The 20156-nt window shown below is 56.3% G+C and carries 19 protein-coding genes; 9 read left to right on the top strand and 10 right to left on the bottom strand.

Annotated elements, in window-relative coordinates:
* Positions 1-123: 123 nt before the first annotated feature.
* The 7 genes from aroK to trpS all read left to right on the top strand — a co-directional run bounded on the left by aroK (position 124) and on the right by trpS (position 6419).
* Positions 124-645: a shikimate kinase AroK gene (gene aroK, locus KGP26_RS26475; RefSeq protein WP_005271698.1), complete on the top strand. Its 522-nt coding sequence runs from the start codon at positions 124-126 to the stop codon at positions 643-645.
* 94 nt (positions 646-739) lie between these two features.
* On the top strand, positions 740-1837 hold the full coding sequence (gene aroB / locus KGP26_RS26470; RefSeq protein ID WP_094981658.1) for a 3-dehydroquinate synthase: 1098 nt from the start codon (positions 740-742) through the stop codon (positions 1835-1837).
* A 281-nt stretch (positions 1838-2118) separates the two neighbouring features.
* The gene (locus KGP26_RS26465) at positions 2119-3111 is read left to right on the top strand and encodes an SPOR domain-containing protein (protein ID WP_223664775.1); all 993 of its coding nucleotides are present in this window, start codon (positions 2119-2121) and stop codon (positions 3109-3111) included.
* A gap of 84 nt (positions 3112-3195) precedes the next feature.
* Positions 3196-4017 carry an adenine-specific DNA-methyltransferase gene (gene dam, locus KGP26_RS26460; protein ID WP_021807471.1) on the top strand — a complete coding sequence of 274 codons (822 nt, stop codon included), beginning with the start codon at positions 3196-3198 and terminating at the stop codon, positions 4015-4017.
* 26 nt (positions 4018-4043) lie between these two features.
* A complete protein-coding gene (rpe, locus tag KGP26_RS26455) occupies positions 4044-4721 on the top strand; it encodes a ribulose-phosphate 3-epimerase (RefSeq protein ID WP_024482734.1) in 678 nt (225 codons plus the stop codon).
* Positions 4714-5412 (top strand): phosphoglycolate phosphatase, encoded by a 699-nt coding sequence (locus tag KGP26_RS26450; RefSeq protein WP_021807473.1) that lies wholly within the window; start codon positions 4714-4716, stop codon positions 5410-5412. Before rpe ends, KGP26_RS26450 begins: the two co-directional genes overlap by 8 nt.
* Before the next feature lie 2 nt (positions 5413-5414).
* The gene (gene trpS, locus KGP26_RS26445) at positions 5415-6419 is read left to right on the top strand and encodes a tryptophan--tRNA ligase (protein WP_021181695.1); all 1005 of its coding nucleotides are present in this window, start codon (positions 5415-5417) and stop codon (positions 6417-6419) included.
* A 125-nt stretch (positions 6420-6544) separates the two neighbouring features.
* Here trpS and cysG read toward each other — a convergent pair whose 3' ends face one another.
* From cysG to nirB, 4 genes are all read right to left on the bottom strand, one after another.
* The gene (gene cysG, locus KGP26_RS26440) at positions 6545-7948 is read right to left on the bottom strand and encodes a siroheme synthase CysG (protein WP_223664774.1); all 1404 of its coding nucleotides are present in this window, start codon (positions 7946-7948) and stop codon (positions 6545-6547) included.
* 53 nt (positions 7949-8001) lie between these two features.
* Positions 8002-8802: a nitrite transporter NirC gene (gene nirC, locus KGP26_RS26435; RefSeq protein ID WP_021807475.1), complete on the bottom strand. Its 801-nt coding sequence runs from the start codon at positions 8800-8802 to the stop codon at positions 8002-8004.
* 71 nt (positions 8803-8873) lie between these two features.
* Positions 8874-9203: a nitrite reductase small subunit NirD gene (nirD, locus tag KGP26_RS26430; protein ID WP_115159411.1), complete on the bottom strand. Its 330-nt coding sequence runs from the start codon at positions 9201-9203 to the stop codon at positions 8874-8876.
* Positions 9200-11749 (bottom strand): nitrite reductase large subunit NirB, encoded by a 2550-nt coding sequence (gene nirB, locus KGP26_RS26425; RefSeq protein ID WP_021807477.1) that lies wholly within the window; start codon positions 11747-11749, stop codon positions 9200-9202. Before nirB ends, nirD begins: the two co-directional genes overlap by 4 nt.
* Positions 11750-12036: 287 nt before the next feature.
* On the opposite strand from nirB, the gene KGP26_RS26420 reads away from it, so the two are divergent.
* A complete protein-coding gene (locus tag KGP26_RS26420) occupies positions 12037-13320 on the top strand; it encodes a cytosine deaminase (RefSeq protein WP_223664773.1) in 1284 nt (427 codons plus the stop codon).
* A gap of 55 nt (positions 13321-13375) precedes the next feature.
* Here KGP26_RS26420 and tsgA read toward each other — a convergent pair whose 3' ends face one another.
* From tsgA to KGP26_RS26390, 6 genes are all read right to left on the bottom strand, one after another.
* Positions 13376-14560, bottom strand: a complete 1185-nt coding sequence (gene tsgA, locus KGP26_RS26415) for an MFS transporter TsgA (RefSeq protein ID WP_021181688.1) — start codon at positions 14558-14560, stop codon at positions 13376-13378.
* Between the two features lie 233 nt (positions 14561-14793).
* Entirely contained in the window at positions 14794-15774 is a 981-nt protein-coding gene (locus KGP26_RS26410) for a LacI family DNA-binding transcriptional regulator (protein ID WP_223664772.1), read from the bottom strand.
* 89 nt (positions 15775-15863) lie between these two features.
* Entirely contained in the window at positions 15864-17174 is a 1311-nt protein-coding gene (locus KGP26_RS26405; RefSeq protein ID WP_223664771.1) for a 6-phospho-beta-glucosidase, read from the bottom strand.
* Positions 17171-17509: a PTS lactose/cellobiose transporter subunit IIA gene (locus KGP26_RS26400; protein WP_094981676.1), complete on the bottom strand. Its 339-nt coding sequence runs from the start codon at positions 17507-17509 to the stop codon at positions 17171-17173. The genes KGP26_RS26405 and KGP26_RS26400 overlap by 4 nt, the downstream gene beginning before the upstream one ends.
* Before the next feature lie 25 nt (positions 17510-17534).
* Positions 17535-18860 (bottom strand): PTS sugar transporter subunit IIC, encoded by a 1326-nt coding sequence (locus tag KGP26_RS26395; RefSeq protein WP_094981654.1) that lies wholly within the window; start codon positions 18858-18860, stop codon positions 17535-17537.
* A 16-nt stretch (positions 18861-18876) separates the two neighbouring features.
* A complete protein-coding gene (locus KGP26_RS26390) occupies positions 18877-19182 on the bottom strand; it encodes a PTS sugar transporter subunit IIB (protein ID WP_037376515.1) in 306 nt (101 codons plus the stop codon).
* A 311-nt stretch (positions 19183-19493) separates the two neighbouring features.
* On the opposite strand from KGP26_RS26390, the gene ppiA reads away from it, so the two are divergent.
* Entirely contained in the window at positions 19494-20063 is a 570-nt protein-coding gene (gene ppiA / locus KGP26_RS26385) for a peptidylprolyl isomerase A (protein WP_021181682.1), read from the top strand.
* Positions 20064-20156 lie beyond the last annotated feature (93 nt).

Here is a 20156-nt window from a genome sequence, read left to right as displayed (position 1 = left end):
GTTGAGATAATTTTTCGTCTGATCTCGCACTATCGCTCATGAGGTTTCAGTTTAGGTCCCGCCGCTAATTTGATTGGCGGGGCGGGTTATCATTAACGAATTGTCTTAGTAATACCGAAAAACATGGCAGAGAAACGCAATATCTTTCTGGTTGGGCCTATGGGTGCCGGCAAAAGCACTATTGGCCGTCAGTTAGCTCAGCAACTCAATATGGAGTTTTTCGACTCCGATCAAGAAATTGAGCGACGTACCGGAGCTGACGTGGGCTGGGTATTCGACGTGGAAGGGGAAGAAGGTTTCCGCGATCGTGAAGAAAAAGTCATTAATGAACTGACGGAAAAGCAAGGGATTGTGCTGGCTACCGGCGGGGGCTCGGTTAAGTCGCGTGAAACGCGTAACCGCCTGTCGGCGCGTGGTGTCGTGGTCTATTTGGAAACCACTATCGAGAAGCAGTTGGCCCGTACTCAGCGCGACAAGAAGCGTCCGCTGCTGCAGGTAGACTCTCCTCCGCGTGAGGTGCTGGAAGCGCTGGCTAGAGAGCGCAATCCGTTGTACGAAGAAATTGCAGATGTCACTATCCGCACCGACGATCAAAGCGCTAAAGTGGTTGCCAACCAGATTATCAACATGCTGGAAAGTAACTGATAGCGGGTTCCGTGTTGGCCGCGGGCAAATGCGGAAATTCTGATTGTGTTCCCCGCGTTGGCGGGGATAAACCACACCGAGAACTGAGCGCGACATGGAGAGAATTACCGTAACGCTTGGGGAGCGTAGCTACCCGATTACCATAGCCGCCGGATTGTTTGACGATCCGGCTTCTTTTATGCCGCTAAAGGCGGGTGAACAGGTCATGCTGGTCACCAACCAGACTTTGGCACCGTTGTATCTGGAGCGGATCCGGTCGGTGCTGGAACAGGGCGGCGTAGTGGTGGATCAGGTGATTCTACCTGATGGCGAACAGTATAAATCTCTGGCCGTACTCGAGCAGGTGTTCTCGGCGCTGCTGGAAAAGCCCCACGGTCGCGATACCACGTTAGTTGCCCTCGGCGGCGGCGTGATTGGCGATCTGACCGGCTTTGCTAGCGCGTGCTATCAACGCGGTGTGCGTTTTATCCAGGTTCCTACCACGCTGCTCTCGCAGGTGGATTCCTCCGTTGGCGGCAAAACCGCCGTCAATCATCCGCTCGGTAAAAATATGATCGGCGCCTTCTACCAACCGGCTTCGGTGGTGGTAGATCTGGACTGCCTGCGTACTTTACCGGCGCGTGAACTCTCCTCTGGTCTGGCGGAAGTGATCAAATACGGGATTATTCTCGATGGTGATTTTTTCGTCTGGCTGGAAAATAATATTGATGCGCTGGTTGCGCTGGATATGGACGCGTTAGCGTACTGCATCCGCCGCTGTTGCGAATTGAAGGCCGAAGTGGTGGCTGCCGATGAACGTGAAAACGGTCTGCGGGCGTTGCTCAATCTGGGCCATACCTACGGCCATGCCATCGAAGCCGAAATGGGCTACGGTGTCTGGCTGCACGGTGAAGCCGTGGCGGCTGGCATGGTGATGGCTGCGCAAACAGCACGTCGCCTGGGCCAGTTCTCGGCTGACGATATTGAACGGATCAAGGCGCTGCTGCTGCGCGCCGGGTTGCCGGTTTGCGGGCCGCAGGAAATGACGCCTGAGGCCTATCTGCCACACATGCTGCGTGATAAAAAAGTGTTGGCGGGGGCGTTGCGTTTGGTATTGCCGAAGGGCATTGGTGAAGCAGAAGTTCGTGGCGGTGTCGCCCATGAGCTGGTGCTGGCATCCATCGCTGACTGTTTACCAACACAGCGCGCGTAAGTCGGTTACACTCAATAGCGTTAATGTTTCGCCAGGTCGATATGCAGCCGTTGCTCTGCTGCTATCCGGGCTGTACCTTGCCCGCCGGGCAATTCCATGGATGGCGTAATTTGACGCAGGTCGACAGTGCTTGAGCTTGCGGGCTATAACAGTAGCTTGGCTGCTGTTAGACTCTATAAAAATTGTGCGTAAGGCGAGACAGATATCGCTTTGCCATCATCGGGTTAATAGTCTCGAACCACCTGGGTGGCGAGATTTTGCCTCTAGTTGGAGGGTTTCAGATGGATGAATTTAAACCAGAAGACGATCTCAGGCCTGATACCAGCGATCGCCGTCCTTCGCGTTCACGTCGGCCAGCCGCAACTGGGCCGCGTTTTGCCGTTTCACGCCAGCATATGATGATTGGGATTGGCATTTTGGTGCTGCTGTTGCTGATCATCGGTATCGGTTCGGCGCTGAAGGCCCCCACCAAGCACGAGGTTGCGCAACAAGGGGCAACCCGCGACATCAATCTGTCGGGCTCCTCGTCGCTGACCACCAGCAACAACGGTGTTGCGGGCGGCACTACGGATACCAACGATAACAATGGTGTCAGTACCTCTCAGCCCCAGACTGTTAGCGTTCCACCTATCTCCAGCACGCCGACTGAAGCACAACCTGTAGTACCACAGGGCGGTGCTGGTGAGCGTGTCGATCTGCCTGGCAACATGGCTGATGCCTTGTCATCACAGCAAGGTCAGGTTGATGCTGCTGCCGCGCAAAGTATCAATGCCCCGGTTTCCGCTTTGCCAACCGCTCCGGCAACCGTGATGAACGGTGCTTCCGCGCGTCCGGCGGCGAATAACAATGCAACCGCTGCGACGCAGCCGCATAAAACGCCTGCCTCCAAGCCAGCAGCCACCAAGCCGACAGCATCGGTCAAACCTTCTGCGACCACCACCACGGTTTACACCCCGCCGGCCAAAGGCAAGAGTGGTGTGGTGAGCGGCAGCGGAAGCTCACTGAAAACCGCACCGGGTAGCCATTACACGCTGCAGTTGAGCAGTGCCTCACGCTCCGATACGTTGAATGCTTTTGCCAAGCAACAGAATTTGCCACACTTTATGGTGTACGAGACCAAACGTGATGGTAAACCCTGGTATGTGTTAGTGAGCGGCAACTACGCTTCTTCGGCGGAGGCCAAGCGTGCTATCGCCACACTGCCGGCGGAAGTTCAGGCGAAAAAACCATGGGTCCGCCCTGTACAGCAAGTACAGCAAGACCTGAAAAAATAATCATTAATTTTGTGCGCTGATGTGCTGTCTGAAACAGAGTACATATCCGCCGCTCTGAATTGTAATAAGTAGCTAACTGACGGCATGAAGAAAAACCGCGCTTTTTTAAAATGGGCTGGTGGAAAATACCCGCTGATAGACGAGATCCGTCGTCATTTACCAGAGGGTAACTGCTTAATCGAGCCCTTCGTGGGCGCGGGTTCAGTCTTCCTGAACACAGAGTACGAGGCTTATATTCTCGCCGATATCAACAGCGACCTTATCAGCCTGTATAACATCGTTAAGCTGCGCACGAGTGATTTCGTGCGCGATGCCCGCTTGCTTTTCACCGACGAATTCAATAACTCAGAGCAGTTCTACCTGCTGCGCGAAGAGTTCAACACCACTGCCGATGAGTATCGGCGCGCGCTGCTGTTCCTGTATCTGAACCGCCACTGCTATAACGGCCTGTGCCGCTATAACCTGCGTGGTGAGTTCAATGTGCCTTTTGGGCGTTACAAGAAACCTTACTTCCCGGAAGAAGAGCTGTATTGGTTTGCTGAAAAATCACGCAATGCTACTTTTGTCTGCGAGCATTATCACGATACCATGGTGAAGGCGACCCAAGGTGCGGTGGTCTATTGCGATCCGCCTTATGCTCCTCTGTCGGCAACGGCGAATTTTACCGCTTATCACACCAACAGCTTTAGCCTGGCCGATCAGCAAGGGCTGGCGCGCATTGCGCATCAGCTGTCGGTTGAAAGCCAGGTGCCGGTGTTGATTTCCAACCATGACACCGAGCTGACGCGTGACTGGTATCAGCATGCTTCGCTGCATGTGGTGAAGGCTCGTCGCACCATCAGCCGCAATATTTTAGGCCGCAGTAAAGTGAACGAACTTCTGGCGCTGTATAAAAAAGCGGAATAACTCGACCCCTACGTTTGGAGAAGCGGATGAAAAAGTTTTTGATTGCCCCGTCCATTCTGTCTGCAGATTTTGCCCGCCTGGGTGAAGATACTGCCAAAGTGTTGGCCGCCGGTGCCGACGTGGTGCATTTTGACGTGATGGATAACCACTACGTGCCTAATCTGACGATCGGGCCAATGGTGTGCGAAGCCTTGCGCAATTACGGCATTACCGCACCGATTGACGTCCATCTGATGGTAAAACCGGTCGATCGCATCGTGCCGGACTTTGCCAAGGCTGGGGCAACCTACATCTCTTTCCATCCTGAAGCTTCTGAACACGTCGACCGTACCATCCAACTGATCAAAGAGAACGGCTGCAAGGCGGGCCTGGTGTTTAACCCTGCGACCCCGTTGAGCTATCTCGATTACGTGATGGACAAGATCGACGTGATCCTGCTGATGTCGGTCAACCCTGGTTTTGGTGGTCAATCCTTTATCCATGGCACGTTAGACAAGCTGCGTCAGGTTCGCAAACTGATCGACGAAAGCGGCCGCGACATTCGCCTGGAAGTGGACGGCGGCGTGAAGGTAGACAACATTGCCGAGATCGCAGCGGCGGGTGCGGACATGTTCGTGGCAGGCTCGGCCATCTTTGGCAAGCCGGATTACCGCGCGGTGATTGATCAAATGCGCAGCGAGCTGGCCAAGGTGAGTCATGGCTGATTTTAGCGCTATCCGTGGTCTGGCCTTCGATCTCGATGGCACGCTGGTAGACAGTGCGCCGGGTTTGGCGGCGGCCATCGATATGGCGTTGGCGGAAATGGGTCTGCCGCAGGCCGGTGAGGCCCGTGTTGGCACCTGGATTGGTAACGGTGCCGATGTGCTGGTCCAGCGTGCGCTGCGCTGGGCAGAGGTGGAAGCCACGCCAGAGCTGTGCCTGCAAATGCGTCAACGTTTCGACCATTTCTATGGGCAAACCGTAGAAAGCGGCAGCCGCCTGTTTCCACAGGTAATAGAGACGCTGGCCCGGTTGGCCAAGCTTGGCTACCCGCTAGCGCTGGTCACCAACAAGCCGACACCCTTTGTAGCCCCTTTGCTGACGGCGCTCGGCATTATCGACTTTTTCTCGCTGATCATCGGCGGTGACGACGTGGTGGAGAAAAAGCCACATCCTGCCCCGCTGTATCTGGTGTTCGGCAAGCTTGGCCTGCGGGCCGGTGAAGTGTTGTTCGTCGGGGATTCGCGCAATGACATTCAGGCGGCGCAGGCGGCAGGTTGCCCGAGCGTCGGTCTGACTTACGGATATAACTACGGTGAAGCGATCGCCCTGAGCCACCCCGACCGCGTGTTGGAGCGCTTCGCCGATTTGTTGCCCGCACTTGGGCTGTCATCTTTAGAAGATCGGGAAATTTAACTATGAGTAAGCCCATCGTTTTCAGCGGCGCGCAGCCGTCCGGTGAACTGACTATCGGCAACTACATGGGGGCGCTGCGCCAGTGGGTGCAGCTGCAGGACGAGTTTGATTGCATCTACTGCATTGTCGATCTGCATGCCATCACCGTGCGTCAGGATGCACAACAGCTGCGTAAAGCCACCCTGGATACGCTGGCGCTGTACCTGGCCTGTGGTATCGATCCAGAGAAAAGCACCATCTTCGTGCAGTCCCATGTGCCGGAACATACGCAACTGAGCTGGGTGCTGAACTGCTACACCTATTTCGGTGAACTGAGCCGCATGACCCAGTTCAAAGACAAGTCGTCGCGCTATGCGGAAAACATCAACGCTGGTCTGTTCAGCTATCCGGTACTGATGGCGGCAGATATTCTGCTGTATCAGACCAATCAGGTGCCGGTCGGTGAAGATCAGAAACAGCATCTGGAACTGAGCCGTGATGTCGGCCAGCGCTTCAACGCGCTGTATGGCGACGTGTTCAAGGTGCCGGAGCCGTTTATTCCGAAATCCGGTGCGCGCGTGATGTCGCTGCAAGAGCCGACCAAGAAGATGTCCAAGTCGGACGATAACCGTAACAACGTGATCGGCCTGCTGGAAGATCCGAAGGCGGTGACCAAGAAGATCAAACGCGCAATGACCGATTCCCAGGATCCGCCGGTCATTCGTTACGACGTTGCCAATAAAGCGGGGGTGTCCAACCTGCTGGATATCCTTTCCGGCGTGACCGGCAAGAGCATTGCTCAGCTGGAAGCCGAGTTTGAGGGCCAGATGTACGGTCACCTGAAGGGCGCCGTAGCAGAGGCCGTATCTGGTATGTTGGTCGAGCTGCAAGAGCGTTATCACCGTTTCCGCAACGATGAGGCTCTGTTACAGCAGGTGATGCGTGATGGCGCAGCGAAAGCCCGTGCTCGTGCGCAGGAAACCTTGGCGAAGGTATATGAAGCCGTAGGTTTTGTACCGCATCCTTAATGGATGTAGACAGAGTCTCAGCCAGTAGGGGCGCCGCATGCGGCCCCCCTGGGATCGAACCTGTTTGGTAACGACAAACTTAGCAACATTACTACCTATCTGAAGCGGCCAAAGGGTCGCTTTTTTTATGCTATTTTGCTCAAATCTGCTGGTGTTTCCCGGCAGGCATTCCAGTTCAGCTTGCTGCGCAGGCTGACAACGCTGCCAACGATAATCAGGCTTGGGCTGGCAGCCTGTTTGGCTAGCTCACCCAGTTGCGCCAGCTCGCCTTCTATCACACGTTGGCGAGTTGAGGTGCCGTTTTCGACCAGAGCTACGGGCATTGAGGCCGCCATACCGTGAGCGATCAGCTGCTGCTGGATTTCTGCCGCCTGAGTTAGCCCCATATAGAACACCAGCGTCTGCTGTTTGGCGGTAAGCTGTGCCCAGTCCAATCCGCCGTCGGCCTTGGCGTGGCCCGTCACCAAACGCACGCTTTGCGCGTGATCGCGGTGGGTGAGGGGGATGCCGCTGTAAGCCGAACAACCCGAAGCCGCAGTGATCCCCGGTACTACCGAGAAGGGAATATTCGCTTCGGCCAGCGTTTCCAGTTCTTCGCCACCCCGGCCAAAGATGAAGGGGTCGCCCCCTTTTAGCCGGACGACACGCAGGCCTCGTCTGGCCTGCTCCACCAGGATCTGATTGATGTGTTCCTGAGGTACGCAGTGATATCCGGCACGCTTGCCTACAAAGATACGCTCGGCATCGCGGCGCACCAGGGCCATAATTTCTTCAGAGACCAGGCGATCGTAAACGACAACGTCAGCCTGTTGGATCTGCTGCAGACCTTTCAGCGTCAGCAGGCCAGCATCGCCGGGGCCTGAGCCTACCAGCACCACTTCGCCCTGTTCTTCAGGCCGATCGGCGAACAGCTTTTCAACCTGCTGGTTGGCCTGCGGGGTATCGCCGTTGGCCAGGGACTGAGCCAGTCTGTCGTGTACGAACAACCTTTCCCAGAAGCGGCGACGAGCGCCAATGCTGGCAAACTCCTGCTTCACCCGCTGGCGCAATGAACCCGCCAACTGAGCCAGTTGACCCAGATGCTGCGGCAGAATGGCTTCCAGTTTTTCCCGTAGCAGACGTGCCAGCACCGGGGCTTTGCCCCCGGAAGAAACGGCCACCATAATCGGCGAACGATCGATAATCGAAGGCATGATAAAGCTGGCGCGTTTGGGGTCGTCCACCACGTTGCAGAACACCTGCCGTTGGTTGGCGCACTGATAGACCAGGGCGTTGACTTCCACCCGATCGGTGGCGGCAATCACTAACCATTTTTCTGCCAGCAAGTCGGCAGAAAACTCACTTTCTACCAGAGTCACCTGGCCCTGTTCGGCCCAGATCAGGAATTGCTCACTGAATTCGAGCGAGTTGACGGTTAACTGCGCACCGGCGTCCAGCAGCAGGCGAGCCTTACGTTCAGCGACTTCCCCGCCGCCGACCAGCAGGCAGGCTTTGTGTTGCAGTTGGCAGAAAATGGGTAAGTAATCCATCGGCAATCCTCGGAGAAGTGGCTAACGGGGGCGATTGCTCACCCCAAAAATCATTATGCGGTTTGGCGAGCGGCGGCAATCTCAGCCTGTGGACGTTGGGCACGTGGTGTGGCATACCAGTAACCGAGGCCCATAAAGACGGCACCAGAGACCATATTGCCCAGAGTCACCCACAGCAGGTTATGACCGATACCGCTCAGGGTATAGGCTTCGCTGTGGTGGCCGAACCAGGACAGGGCAAACAGCGTCATGTTAGCCACCGAGTGCTCGTAACCGGAAGCGATAAACGCCAGCAAACACCACCAGATGGCGATGAATTTGGCCGCGCCTTCAACGCGCAGTGCCATCCAGATCGCCAGGCAAACCAGCCAGTTACACAGCACGCCTTTGAAGAACAGCACTTCTGCCGGGGCGGTGGTTTTGGCCAGCGCCACGGTATGCACCAGGCTGGTATCCATCGGCAGCAGGCTACCGCCGCCGTAATAATACATCAGCGCGACCAGCACCGAACCGAGCAGGTTACCCAACCAGGTTTGTGGCAGCACGGCCCACATCTGGCGGTGCTTGATGGTACCGGCTTTGACGCCCAGCATCAGAAACATGGTGTGGCCAGTGAACAGCTCTGAACCGGCGATAATCACCAGCGTCAGTGCGATCCCGAAGGTGGCACCCATGACCAACGGACGGATAGACGGATCCACCAGGTTGCCGAGGGTAAAGATCAGGATGATGCCAAGGCCGACATAGGCCCCGGCCATAGCGGAACTGATCCAGAAGCCGAGCGGACTCTCTTTGGCCAGTTTGACGATGCGTGCCGCGTTGGCAGCACATTTGTTGATGGTGTCGGTGAACATAAATTTCCCTGGGAAGTAATAAAAATTGGTGCCGTGCCCCTTGGTTAACCTTAACCAAGGGGCATCGTGTTTTATTGCATTGCCACCTGAACCAGGCCGTCGACTACCCGGCTGGTGAAGCTGGCCACGGAGTGGCTCTCATCTTCCAGACAGAAACCGTCGCGCAGGCGGAAATGCTGTTTTTTCAGCGGGCTGGCGACCCACAATTCACCCTGATGCTCGGCAATCAGGCCGCGAGAAAGCACGCTGGCCTGGGCAAACGGGTCGATATTGCTGATGGCAAACAGCCGTTCGTCGGCATAGGGGCGGAATATCGCCACCTGCTGGGTACCGATCAGCGCACACACGCCGGTCGCGGGCAGAATATCGGCGATGGGGCAAACGGTGATCCACTGGCTCATGCGTTGTTCTCCTCGGTTTCCAGCAAGGTGACGGGAATGCGTTCATCCGGGCGAGCTGGGCGATGTTGCTCGCGCTCGGCCACGACCTGCACGTTAGGATCGCGCTGGCTGTTGTTAATAAAGTGAGCGAAACGCACCTGCGATGCAGGATTTTCGACAGTTGCTTTCCATTCGCAGATCACTGCTTCGCGCAGGCGGGCAATTTCGGTTTCCAGCTGTGCGTTGATGCCCAGCTTGTCGTCGATAATCACCTTGCGCAGATAATCGATGCCGCCTTCCAGACTTTCCAGCCAGACCGAGGTACGCTGCAGCTTATCGCCGGTGCGGATGTAGAACATCATGAAACGGTCGAGGTAACGCATCAGCGTTTCGTTGTCGAGATCGGCGGCCAGCAAATCGGCATGGCGTGGTTTCATCCCGCCGTTGCCACAGACGTACAGGTTCCAGCCGTTCTCGGTGGCAATAATGCCGACGTCTTTCCCCTGCGCCTCGGCACACTCGCGGGTACAGCCGGAAACGCCAAACTTCATCTTGTGCGGGGTACGGATGCCTTTGTAACGGTGTTCAAGCTGCACGCCGAAGCCAACGCTGTCACCCACGCCATAACGGCACCAGGTGCTGCCGACGCAGGTTTTCGCCATCCGCAGCGCTTTGGCGTAGGCGTGGCCGGTTTCGAAACCGGCGGCGATCAGCTTGCTCCAGATGGCGGGCAGATCGTCTTTCTGCGCACCGAACATGCCGATACGCATCGAGCCGGTCATCTTGGTGTACAGGTTGTATTCTTTGGCAATCTGGCCGACGGCGATCAGACCTTCCGGCGTGATTTCACCACCGGCAGAGCGTGGGATCACCGAGTAAGTGCCGTCTTTCTGGATGTTGCCCAGGAAGTTGTCGTTGGTGTCTTGCAGCGGCGTGTGCTGCGGTTTGAGCACATACTCGTTCCAGCAGGAGGCCAGCAGTGAACCGACGGTCGGTTTACACACTTCGCAGCCGTAACCCTTACCGTATTTCGCCAACAGCTCGTCGAAGGTCTTGATGCCTTCAACCCGGATCAGGTGGTACAGCTCCTGGCGGGAATAGGCAAAGTGTTCGCATAGGTGATGGTTAACCTCGATGCCCTGTTTGCTCAGTTCGGCATTCAGCACCTGGGTGATCAGTGGAATACAGCCGCCGCAGCCGGTACCGGCCTTGGTCTCGGACTTGATCGCCGCCACGGTATGGCAGCCCATATTCACCGCTTTGATGATATCGCCCTTGCTGACGTCGAAGCAGGAACAGATCTGTGCGGTTTCTGGCAGCGAATCTACGCCGATGGCAGGCTTGCTGCCGGCATGGGCTGGCAGGATCAGGCTGTCCGGGTTTTCCGGCAGTTCGATATTATTCAGTGCTAGCTGCAGCAGGTTGCCGTAGTCGCTGGTATCGCCGACCAACACCGCGCCGAGCAACGTTTTGTTGTCCGCGCTGACGACCAGACGCTTGTAAACCTCTTTGCTTTCATCCAGATAGACGTAGCTGCGGGCGCCTTCGGTACGCGCATGCGCATCGCCAATGCCCCCAACATCGACCCCCAGCAGCTTCAGTTTGGCGCTCATATCGGCACCCTGGAAGCTGTTTTCACGGCTCAGCAGATGGTCGGCGGTGACCTGAGCCATCTTGTAGCCCGGCGCGACCAAGCCGAAAGTGCGCTGCTGCCAGGAGGCGCATTCGCCAATGGCGTAAACGTCCGGATCGGAGGTCTGGCAGTTATCGTTAATCGCAATGCCACCGCGTGGGGCGGTAGCCAGCCCGCATTGGTGAGCCAGTTTGTCCTGCGGGCGGATGCCGGTGGAGAAGACGATAAAGTCGACTTCCAGCTCGCTGCCGTCGGCAAAGTGCATGGTTTTGCGTGCGCTTTTGCCGCCGTTGATAATTTCGGTGGTGTTCTTGCCGGTGTGGACTTTGACACCCATGCGCTCGATCTTGCGGCGCAGCTGGTCGCCGCCCATTGGATCGAGCTGTTCTGCCATCAACATCGGCGCGAACTCGATCACGTGGGTTTCCACGCCCAGGCTTTTCAGTGCGCCAGCCGCTTCCAGGCCGAGCAGGCCACCGCCTACTACCGCGCCACGTTTACTGCGGCGGGCGCAGGATTCGATAGCGTTGAGATCTTCAATGGTGCGGTAAACGAAGCAGTCCTGAGTCTCTGAACCTTTGATCGGCGGGATCCACGGGTAGGAGCCGGTCGCCATGATCAGCTTGTCGTAATACACCGTGCGGCCGGTATTGGAGTGGATCACTTTCTCTGCGCGGTTAATGGTGATCGCGCGCTCGCCTACCAGCACTTTGACGCCCTGTTTTTCGTAGAAGCCTTCGCGGACCAGCGAAAGCTCTTCGGCAGTGTGGTGGGAGAAATAGGAGGAGAGATGCACGCGGTCGTAGGCGATGCGTGGCTCTTCACAAAAGATGGTGATGTCGAACTGGTCTTTGTCTGCCTTTTCCAGCAGATCTTCGATAAAGCGGTGGCCGACCATGCCGTTGCCGATAACCGCGAGTTGGACTCTGCTCATTATTGCCTCAAAATTCTGATTTCCTGGATGTACCTTATTCCTCCCAGAAGGCAATTTATTGATACAGGTCAAGCTAGCCCCTATATACCTCTAAGGTGGTATATCTATGATTTTTATCGATATTTGATAAGTTGCGGTTTTTACTCAACTTTAGCTGAATCGAGCCAGTTAATGGAAAAAATACTCCTTGGGGAGTAGCGAAAGGGGAGAGGCACCAAGCGGCGATTTTGTCAGCTCGTCATTGCCCAGTATGATGAAAGAAATGGTGAGCCGAGCAGAGGAAAAAAATGGCGAACAATCCGGTCAAGTTTATCGATAACCTGCGCCTGAGCGGGCATGAAGGGCTATGGCAACTGGCTATTGAGCAGGGGCGGATCGCGCATATCATTCCACAGCCTGAGGGGCTGGAGTGGCGCAGCGACGTGTTGGATGCCGAAGGCGGGCTGGCGCTGCCGCCGTTTATCGAGCCGCATATCCACCTGGATACCACGCAAACCGCCGGGCAGCCCGCATGGAACCAGTCCGGCACGCTGTTTGAAGGTATTGAGCGCTGGGCGGAGCGTAAAGCACTGCTCACCCATGAGGACGTGAAACAGCGCGCCTGGCAGACGCTGAAATGGCAAATCGCCAACGGCGTGCAGCATGTGCGCACCCATGTCGACGTCTCCGATCCTACGCTGACCGCGCTGCGCGCCATGCTGGAGGTCAAGCAGGAGGTCGCTCCTTGGATCACGCTGCAGATCGTGGCCTTCCCTCAGGAAGGGATCATGTCGTATCCCAATGGGGAAGCCCTGCTGGAGGAGGGGTTACGGCTCGGGGCGGATGTGGTCGGGGCTATCCCGCATTTTGAATTCACCCGCGAATACGGCGTAGAGTCGCTGCACAAGGCCTTTGCTCTGGCACAGAAATACGATCGGCTGGTGGACGTGCACTGCGACGAGATTGACGACGAGCAGTCCCGTTTTGTGGAGACCGTGGCCGCGCTGGCATTGAAGCTGGAGATGGGCGCCAAGGTCACCGCCAGCCACACCACCGCGATGCATTCCTACAATGGGGCCTATACCTCAAGGCTGTTCCGGCTGCTGAAAATGTCCGGTATCAACTTCGTGGCCAACCCGTTGGTGAATATTCACCTGCAAGGGCGTTTCGATACCTATCCTAAACGGCGTGGCATCACACGGGTGAAGGAGATGCTGGAGGCGGGCATCAACGTCTGCTTTGGTCATGACGACGTGTTTGACCCCTGGTATCCGCTGGGCACCGCCAATATGTTGCAGGTGCTGCATATGGGGCTCCACGTCTGCCAACTGATGGGTTATGGCCAGATCGATGACGGTTTGAATCTGATCACCACCCACAGCGCACGAACTTTGAACCTGACGGATTACGGTTTGCGTGCAGGCAATAGTGCCGATTTGGTGATCTTACCCGCAGACAGCGTTTTTGACGCAGTACGCCGCCAGACGCCGGTACGCTATTCGATCCGTGCGGGTGCGGTCATCGCGGCCACCCAGCCTGCGCAAACCACGCTGTATCTGGAGCAGGAAGAGCAGGTCGACTTCAGGCGTTAGACATAAAAAAAGGGTTCTGCGTTGGCAGAACCCTGATGGGGAAAACTAGCAACAGTTAGTGCGTGGTATGCCCATGGTTACGGTGCTTGGTCACAAAACCGAGCAGCAGACACATCACAAACACGGCCAGATACAGGCCGTTGGCCGTAGTCAGTGCGGCATGGACCCCGCTGCTGGCAACGATCGGGCCGGTGACCACGAAGGTCAGCATGGTACCGATGGTGCCGCAGGTCAGGATAAAGTTGACCAGTTTCGGTGAGGAAACCTTGGTTTGCTGCGAACCGAGTGTGATCAGCGTGGTGTAGATCGCGCTGGAGACGAAGCCCAGAGCCATGATGTAGTAGCTCAGGTACTCAGGATTATCGGTGCTGATAAACAGGTACATGGCACCCGTTGCCAGCGCGGCCAGCACGGTGACGATGCGTTGCAGGTCAAAGAAGCGCAGCACGAAGCTGAACACCCACATACCGATCATGTAAGAAGTCCAGAAGTTGCTGACTACCTTGCCCGCCTGATCGATATTCATGCCGAAGGTTTTGGTGGCGTATTCCGGCACCCATTGGATAAAGCCCAACTGGCCAAGGATGTAGCACAGCGCGGCGATAGCCAGGAACAGCACGCCGATGCCCCATTTCTCTTTCACCACCGGCTCGCTGCTTTTCTCCCCTTTGTCACCCAGAACCGGGAACTCGGAACACAGCGTCAGCACGAAGATGGCCAGGTACAGCACCCCAATGCAGGCGTAAACCCAGTACCAGCCAATGCTGCGCGCCAGCAGCATTGCGGCGATGATTGGGAAGATCATCCCGGCCATGCTGAAGAAGGAGTCGGTAAACAGCAAGCGTGAACCACGTTGGCGGCCCGCATACATATGGGTGATCAGGAAGGTGCCGATCGACATGGTGATACCGCTGACCACACCGAGCACAAACATGCACAGCGAGAACAGGGTCAGGCTTTTGCCCACCATCAGCCCGGCGATGGCCAGCAGCATCAGGATAAAGCCAAAGATCAGCTGACGTTTCAGCGGAATGATTTCCATCAGCCAGGCATTGAGGAAGATTGAAATCAAAATACCCGCGTTAAGGAAGGTAAAGGTATTGCTCATGCTGGAAACCGGCAGATTGAAATACTCTGCGATGTTTCCCATCACCATCCCTGTGACGATCACTAATGCACCGGTCAGCGCATAAGAGAAGAAGCTGATCCAGGTTAGCCGGATGCGGTTGCTGTCATTCATGTATATAGGCCTGATTATCTTTGTTGTGGTTTATACCCGTGGGCTGTCAGGACGTAACCTGAGATCCCTGGGGTTTAAAGCTGGCATAAGGCCGCAGGTTTTTCCTGCTAAAAACTGGAAAAGATCCCGATCAGGCCACCAGGAGGCGGATCCTAGCATAGACAACGGGAGTTTATGTGACGAGCATCGATTTTTTGATGCAAGGGATGAAAGGTTTTTAGATTTTTATGTGATCAGCTACCGGGTGTGGCGATCGAATCGCGCTGGATGATGGTCGGCTCAAAGCTCACCGGTGCGGTCAGTGGATCTATCAGCAGACGAGCGGCATATTGCGCCATTTCGGTAATAGGGAAATGCACGCTGGTGAGCGCCGGGCGGACAAAAGGCGCTCGCTCGCCGCTGTCATAGCAGATCAATGAGATATCCTGCGGTACACGCAGATGCCGTTCATTAATCGCCAGCAAGGCACCAATCGCCATTTCTTCGTTGCAGCAGTAGATCGCCGTAGGCAGCGCTTTGCTGCGCAGCAACTGGTCAGCGCACTGGTAGCCGCTTTCCAGGTCATAGACCCCTTCCGGGCAGCCCAGCGGTTGCAGGTTGGCGGCCTGCATCGCATTGAGGAACCCTTGTAACCGCTGTTGGCTGGAGGCTCGTTGGGCTGGGCCACTGATACAGGCAATGCGCCGATGGCCGGCATCGATGAGCTGCTGGGTAGCAAGCTGGCTGGCATAAACGTGATCGAAGGTGACACAGCGATCTTCCAGGCCAGGGACCAGGCGATCCAGCAGCACAAAGGAGCGCTGTTCGGCCGCCAACTGACGCAGCCGATCGTCGTTGAGGCAGCGCACGTGGAGGATCACTCCGTCGCAACGCAGGCTGAACAGGCGTTGGATCGCCAGCAGTTCATTTTCCGCACTGTTGCGGCCTTGGGTTACCAGCAGCTGTTTACCGTTGGACTCGGCTTCGGTTTGGACGAAATCCATCAGGGCACCAAAGAAGCCCCCTCGGTATGAGGTGGTGACCAGGCCCAAGGTATTGCTTTGGCTGGATGCCAACGCCCTGGCCGCGGGGTTGGGGGTATAGCCCAGTTCGGCCACCGCCCGTTTGACCTTCTCGCGGGTGAGCGCTTTGACCTTGTTGTCGCCGTTGACCACGCGTGACACAGTCGCGCGGGATACGCCCGCTATCGCTGCGACATCTTCCAGTGTCACCATTTTACTGCTCCTGATTACGGGCTTATCTCCCCACTTGATCAGATTACAGGAGATAAGTGGGTCCGGCGAGCCGAACCCAATGTTGATGGTTATGCGTTAAACTGCGGCAAATAGGCTTTATTCACCTCCAGCACTTCTTCCAGCAGCGGCTGGGCAATTTGGGCGTTGGCGACCAGAGGATTGGTGACCAGTGCCAGCAGCCCACTGCGGCGATCGCCATGCACGGCGGCCTCTATCGTCAGGCGTTCATAGGCTTTAACCTGCTGGGTCAGCGCATGCATCGAATCCGGCAGTTGGCCAAACGTCAGCGGATGGGCACCCTGAGCATCGACGATACAGTTGGTTTCTATCACAGCATCGTCTGGCAAACCGCGAATAGCGCCACGATTTGCGGTATTGACCACTAATTGCGTACCGAGATTATTGTGAATGGCACGGATCAGCTCTAACGCCACTTCGGAATAGAAGGAACCACCACGGAAACTGAGCTGCTCGGGCTTGCTGTCGAGATGTGGGTCTGCATACAGCTCGAACAATTCCTTCTCTACTTTCATCACCTGTTCGGCACGGGTACCGCGTTCGGCTGCGGCGGAAATCTCCTCTGCCAGCATCTCTTTGGTCTGGTAGAAATAGCGGTGATAAGGGCAGGGGATCGCCCCTACGGCGCGCAGGAACTCTGGTGGCCAAGGCTCTTCCTTGATGTTGTTCATGGTCAGCGCGGCACCGTCACACAGCATGTCGAGTACCTTGTCGGTCACGTCCTTGCCGTTTTGCAGCACCTGGTGGACCCACACCATGTGGTTCAACCCGGCAAATTGCAGCTGTACCTCGGCGTAAGGGGCCTGCAGCATATTGGCGATCATGTGATGCATGCTGATCGGCACGTTACACAGGCCGATAATTTTCGCCTTGGTATAACGCGAAACGGCTTCGGTCACGATACCAGCCGGGTTGGTAAAGTTGATGATCCAGGCATCGGGTGCCAGTTGTTCTACCTTGCGGGCGATATTCAGCATCACCGGAATGGTGCGCAGCGCCTTGGCAAAGCCGCCAACGCCGGTAGTTTCCTGGCCGATCAGTTGGTATTTCAGGCCCAGGCGCTCGTCGGCTGCCCTGGCAGGCAACTGACCCACGCGGAACTGGGTGAGAACGAAACTGGCACCGCGAATGGCCTCGTCCAGATCGAAATGCACGCTGACCTTCACCTGCTCCAGGCCGTTACGGGCCAGCATACGCTGGGTTAATGCGGCAATGATCTCGACCTTCTCCCGGCCAGGCTCAACGTCCACCAACGCCAGTTCGGTCACCGGCAACTCTTCAATTCGCAGGATCAGGCCTTCCACCAGCTCCGGCGTGTAGCTGCTACCGCCGCCAATAATGGCGATTTTTAATGCGCTCATGAGCGGGACTCCGATTGTACCTGACGGCGATAAAGTTCGATCATGTCGTCGGCCAGATCCTGAATGACCATGGCGTTCATCAAGTGATCCTGTGCGTGTACGGTGATCAGGGTGATGGCCAGTTTGCCGCAGCCTTCGTCCATGCCGATCAGTTGGGTTTGAATGCGGTGGGCCTGTTTCACCGCCTGCTTGGATTCGGCCATATGCTCGGCGGAACCGGTGAAATCACCGGCACGGGCCTGTTGCAAAGCCATCAGCGCGCTGCTGCGGGCGCTACCGGCAAATACCAGCAGCTCCATAATGGTGCTTTCAAAATCCTGGCTGACTTCAGCCATCAGTTCAGTCACGTTATCTCTCCTGTTACTGTGCGGTGGCGGCGTTGCTGGCTTCACGTTCAGCCTCGGCCTGCTCGTGTTCCTGCGCCAGTAGTTGTTTTTCATACACCTTGAAGAACGGCAGCCAGATCGCCAGGTCAATCACCATCAGCACCAGCACCAATACGGCGGCACGGATATCCCAGGAGGCGGAGATCATCGCTCCCAGCGGTGCCGGGGCGGTCCAGGGGGCCATCGCCACCATTTTCTCCACCATGTCCCAGTGCAGGGCGAAATAAGCCAGAGTGGCGTTAACCATCGGCACCACAATCAATGGGATAAACAGCGTTGGGTTCATCACCACCGGCGAACCGAACAGCAGCGGTTCATTGATATTGAAGGCCGCCGGGACCACGCTTAGCTTGCCGATGGTGCGTAGATGAATGGAACGGCTGCGCAGATAAAGGAAGGCCAACACCAGCGTGGAGCCTGAGCCGCCGATACAGACATAGAATGACCAAAATGGCGCGGTCAGCGTTTGGGTCATGGCTGCACCGTTGGCGACCAGCGCGGCGTTAGTGGCCAGGTTAGCCATAAAGATCGGATTCAGCAGGCCGGTCACGATGTTGTCGCCGTGAATACCGGCAAACCACAGCAGGTTGGCAATCAGCACCGCCAAAAGGATGGCTGGCAGCGTATCGCCGACGGAAATCAGCGGCTGGAACACCTGCATAATCGCAGCGGGCAGCAGCAGTTGGAATTCGCTCTGCATCAGGAGGCTGATGGGGTAGACCGTCAACAGAATGCCAACCACTGGGTACAGCAGTTCAAACGAGCGGGCAATGGCAGGGGGAACCTGCTCTGGCATGCGAATGGTGATGTTGTACTTTTTCAGCAGGCGGATCAGTTCGACCGACCAAATGGCGCAGATCAGAGCGGTGAATACCCCCTGGCCACCCAGAAAATCGAGGGACATCTTGTTGTCGACCTGTGGCGCGGAGGCCAGCAGGAATGCCATCAGCGACAGCAGCGCAGCGGTCAGCGCATCCATTTTGTAGTGCTTTGCCAGACTGTAGGCGGTACCAATAGAGACAAATACGCTCATCAACCCCATGGTCATAAAGAACGGCATGGTGATGGTGTCCCAGTGCTTCTTGGCGAACCCTAACCAGGCTTGCCCAAAGCTGGAGGTGGTGGTCGCGTCAAACGGCGGGTTGGCGACGATCAGCATGATACTGCCGACGATCAAAAATGGCATAGCGCTGATAAAACCGTCACGAATGGCAATAATATGGCGCTGGCTACCGATCCGGCCAGCCAGTGGCGCGATATGGCTTTCGACCACGCGCATCAGGGAAGCGTATAGGCTCATAGGGTTCTCCGCGGCGTCAGGCGATCAGGCTGAGGGCTTGGTCTAATACCTTGTCACCGCGCAGGGTGCCGTAATCCATCATGTCGATGACGGCAACCGGCAGGCCATGCGGCCCGGCAAGCTGGCTGAAGCGGGCCAGTTCGTACTTTACCTGTGGCCCCAACAGCACCACGCTGGCAGTTGGCAACTCAGCTTCGAAATCCGCAGCCGGTACCGCCACAATCTCCACGGCCAGTTCGCGCTTTTGCGCTTCGGTTTGCATGCGTTTGACCAGCATGCTGGTGGACATCCCCGCGGCACAGCACAGCACTATCTTTTTCATCATTGCTCTCCAGTATTATTATGGTTATCAGCGCAAATGAGAGCGCTCTCATTTATTTAGCCTAGCTGGATTGCAGAACCAAACCGGGATTTGTGTCGCAAAAACCGATGAAGGGCGAAAATCGGCAAATAATGCGTGATCGGCTTGGCAAAAATCAGTACGGGGATCATACTGTCGGCAGGAAAAAACCGAGCGCACTCAGAAACGTCCGGCAATTGAGTAAATATAGGTAAATGGCTGGCGCTGCCGGGCGCAGCTCTTTAGAATCAAAGCGCTTTCCGTTGTTTGTATCTCAAAGAAAGGACCCGTTCATGTTCAAACGTACTTTAGTGACCTTCGTTGCGCTGTGTTCACTGACAGCCATGGCACCCGCCGCATTAGCCGCCGGTGAAACCCACGTCATGCTGACCACCTCGGCAGGGAATATCGAATTGGCGCTCGACAGTCAGAAGGCACCGGTCTCAACCAAGAACTTCATTGACTACGTGAACAGCGGTTACTACAACAACACCGTTTTCCACCGCGTGATCCCTGGTTTCATGGTTCAGGGTGGCGGTTTTACTGCGGATATGCAGCAGAAAACCACCAATGCACCGATCAAAAACGAAGCCGACAACGGCCTGCGTAACCTGCGTGGCACCATTTCCATGGCGCGTACCGCCGATAAAGACAGCGCCACCAGCCAGTTCTTCCTGAACGTGGCAGACAATGCGTTCCTCGATCATGGCCAGCGTGATTTTGGCTACGCGGTATTTGGCAAAATCGTTAAAGGTATGGACGTAGTAGATAAAATCTCCCAGGTACCCACTGGCAACGTCGGTCCTTACCAGAATGTCCCGAGTAAACCTATCGTGATCCTGTCGGCCAAAGTGCTGCCATAAATCACCCAAGCCGGTCTCTAGCTGGGGGCCGGCCTGCTTTTCCCTCCTGAATGTTTGCCTGCATCACTGTTTTTTTCGATCCCACGTGATTTA

Origin of the sequence: Serratia sp. JSRIV002 (assembly GCF_019968725.1) — a bacterium.
Taxonomy (GTDB): Bacteria; Pseudomonadota; Gammaproteobacteria; order Enterobacterales; family Enterobacteriaceae; genus Chania; species Chania fonticola_B.
This window is presented reverse-complemented; position numbering and strand designations above follow the sequence as displayed.

Coding starts and splice junctions, on each gene's coding strand:
- nirD (WP_115159411.1), bottom strand. CDS start 9,203: ATGAGCCAGTGGATCACCGTTTGCCCCATCGCCGATATTCTGCCCGCG.
- KGP26_RS26400 (WP_094981676.1), bottom strand. CDS start 17,509: ATGGCTGAAGTCAGCCAGGATTTTGAAAGCACCATTATGGAGCTGCTG.
- nirB (WP_021807477.1), bottom strand. CDS start 11,749: ATGAGCAGAGTCCAACTCGCGGTTATCGGCAACGGCATGGTCGGCCAC.
- KGP26_RS26410 (WP_223664772.1), bottom strand. CDS start 15,774: ATGGTGACACTGGAAGATGTCGCAGCGATAGCGGGCGTATCCCGCGCG.
- KGP26_RS26450 (WP_021807473.1), top strand. CDS start 4,714: ATGGCTGATTTTAGCGCTATCCGTGGTCTGGCCTTCGATCTCGATGGC.
- nirC (WP_021807475.1), bottom strand. CDS start 8,802: ATGTTCACCGACACCATCAACAAATGTGCTGCCAACGCGGCACGCATC.
- KGP26_RS26395 (WP_094981654.1), bottom strand. CDS start 18,860: ATGAGCCTATACGCTTCCCTGATGCGCGTGGTCGAAAGCCATATCGCG.
- tsgA (WP_021181688.1), bottom strand. CDS start 14,560: ATGAATGACAGCAACCGCATCCGGCTAACCTGGATCAGCTTCTTCTCT.
- dam (WP_021807471.1), top strand. CDS start 3,196: ATGAAGAAAAACCGCGCTTTTTTAAAATGGGCTGGTGGAAAATACCCG.
- KGP26_RS26465 (WP_223664775.1), top strand. CDS start 2,119: ATGGATGAATTTAAACCAGAAGACGATCTCAGGCCTGATACCAGCGAT.
- ppiA (WP_021181682.1), top strand. CDS start 19,494: ATGTTCAAACGTACTTTAGTGACCTTCGTTGCGCTGTGTTCACTGACA.
- KGP26_RS26405 (WP_223664771.1), bottom strand. CDS start 17,174: ATGAGCGCATTAAAAATCGCCATTATTGGCGGCGGTAGCAGCTACACG.
- aroB (WP_094981658.1), top strand. CDS start 740: ATGGAGAGAATTACCGTAACGCTTGGGGAGCGTAGCTACCCGATTACC.
- aroK (WP_005271698.1), top strand. CDS start 124: ATGGCAGAGAAACGCAATATCTTTCTGGTTGGGCCTATGGGTGCCGGC.
- trpS (WP_021181695.1), top strand. CDS start 5,415: ATGAGTAAGCCCATCGTTTTCAGCGGCGCGCAGCCGTCCGGTGAACTG.
- KGP26_RS26420 (WP_223664773.1), top strand. CDS start 12,037: ATGGCGAACAATCCGGTCAAGTTTATCGATAACCTGCGCCTGAGCGGG.
- KGP26_RS26390 (WP_037376515.1), bottom strand. CDS start 19,182: ATGAAAAAGATAGTGCTGTGCTGTGCCGCGGGGATGTCCACCAGCATG.
- rpe (WP_024482734.1), top strand. CDS start 4,044: ATGAAAAAGTTTTTGATTGCCCCGTCCATTCTGTCTGCAGATTTTGCC.
- cysG (WP_223664774.1), bottom strand. CDS start 7,948: ATGGATTACTTACCCATTTTCTGCCAACTGCAACACAAAGCCTGCCTG.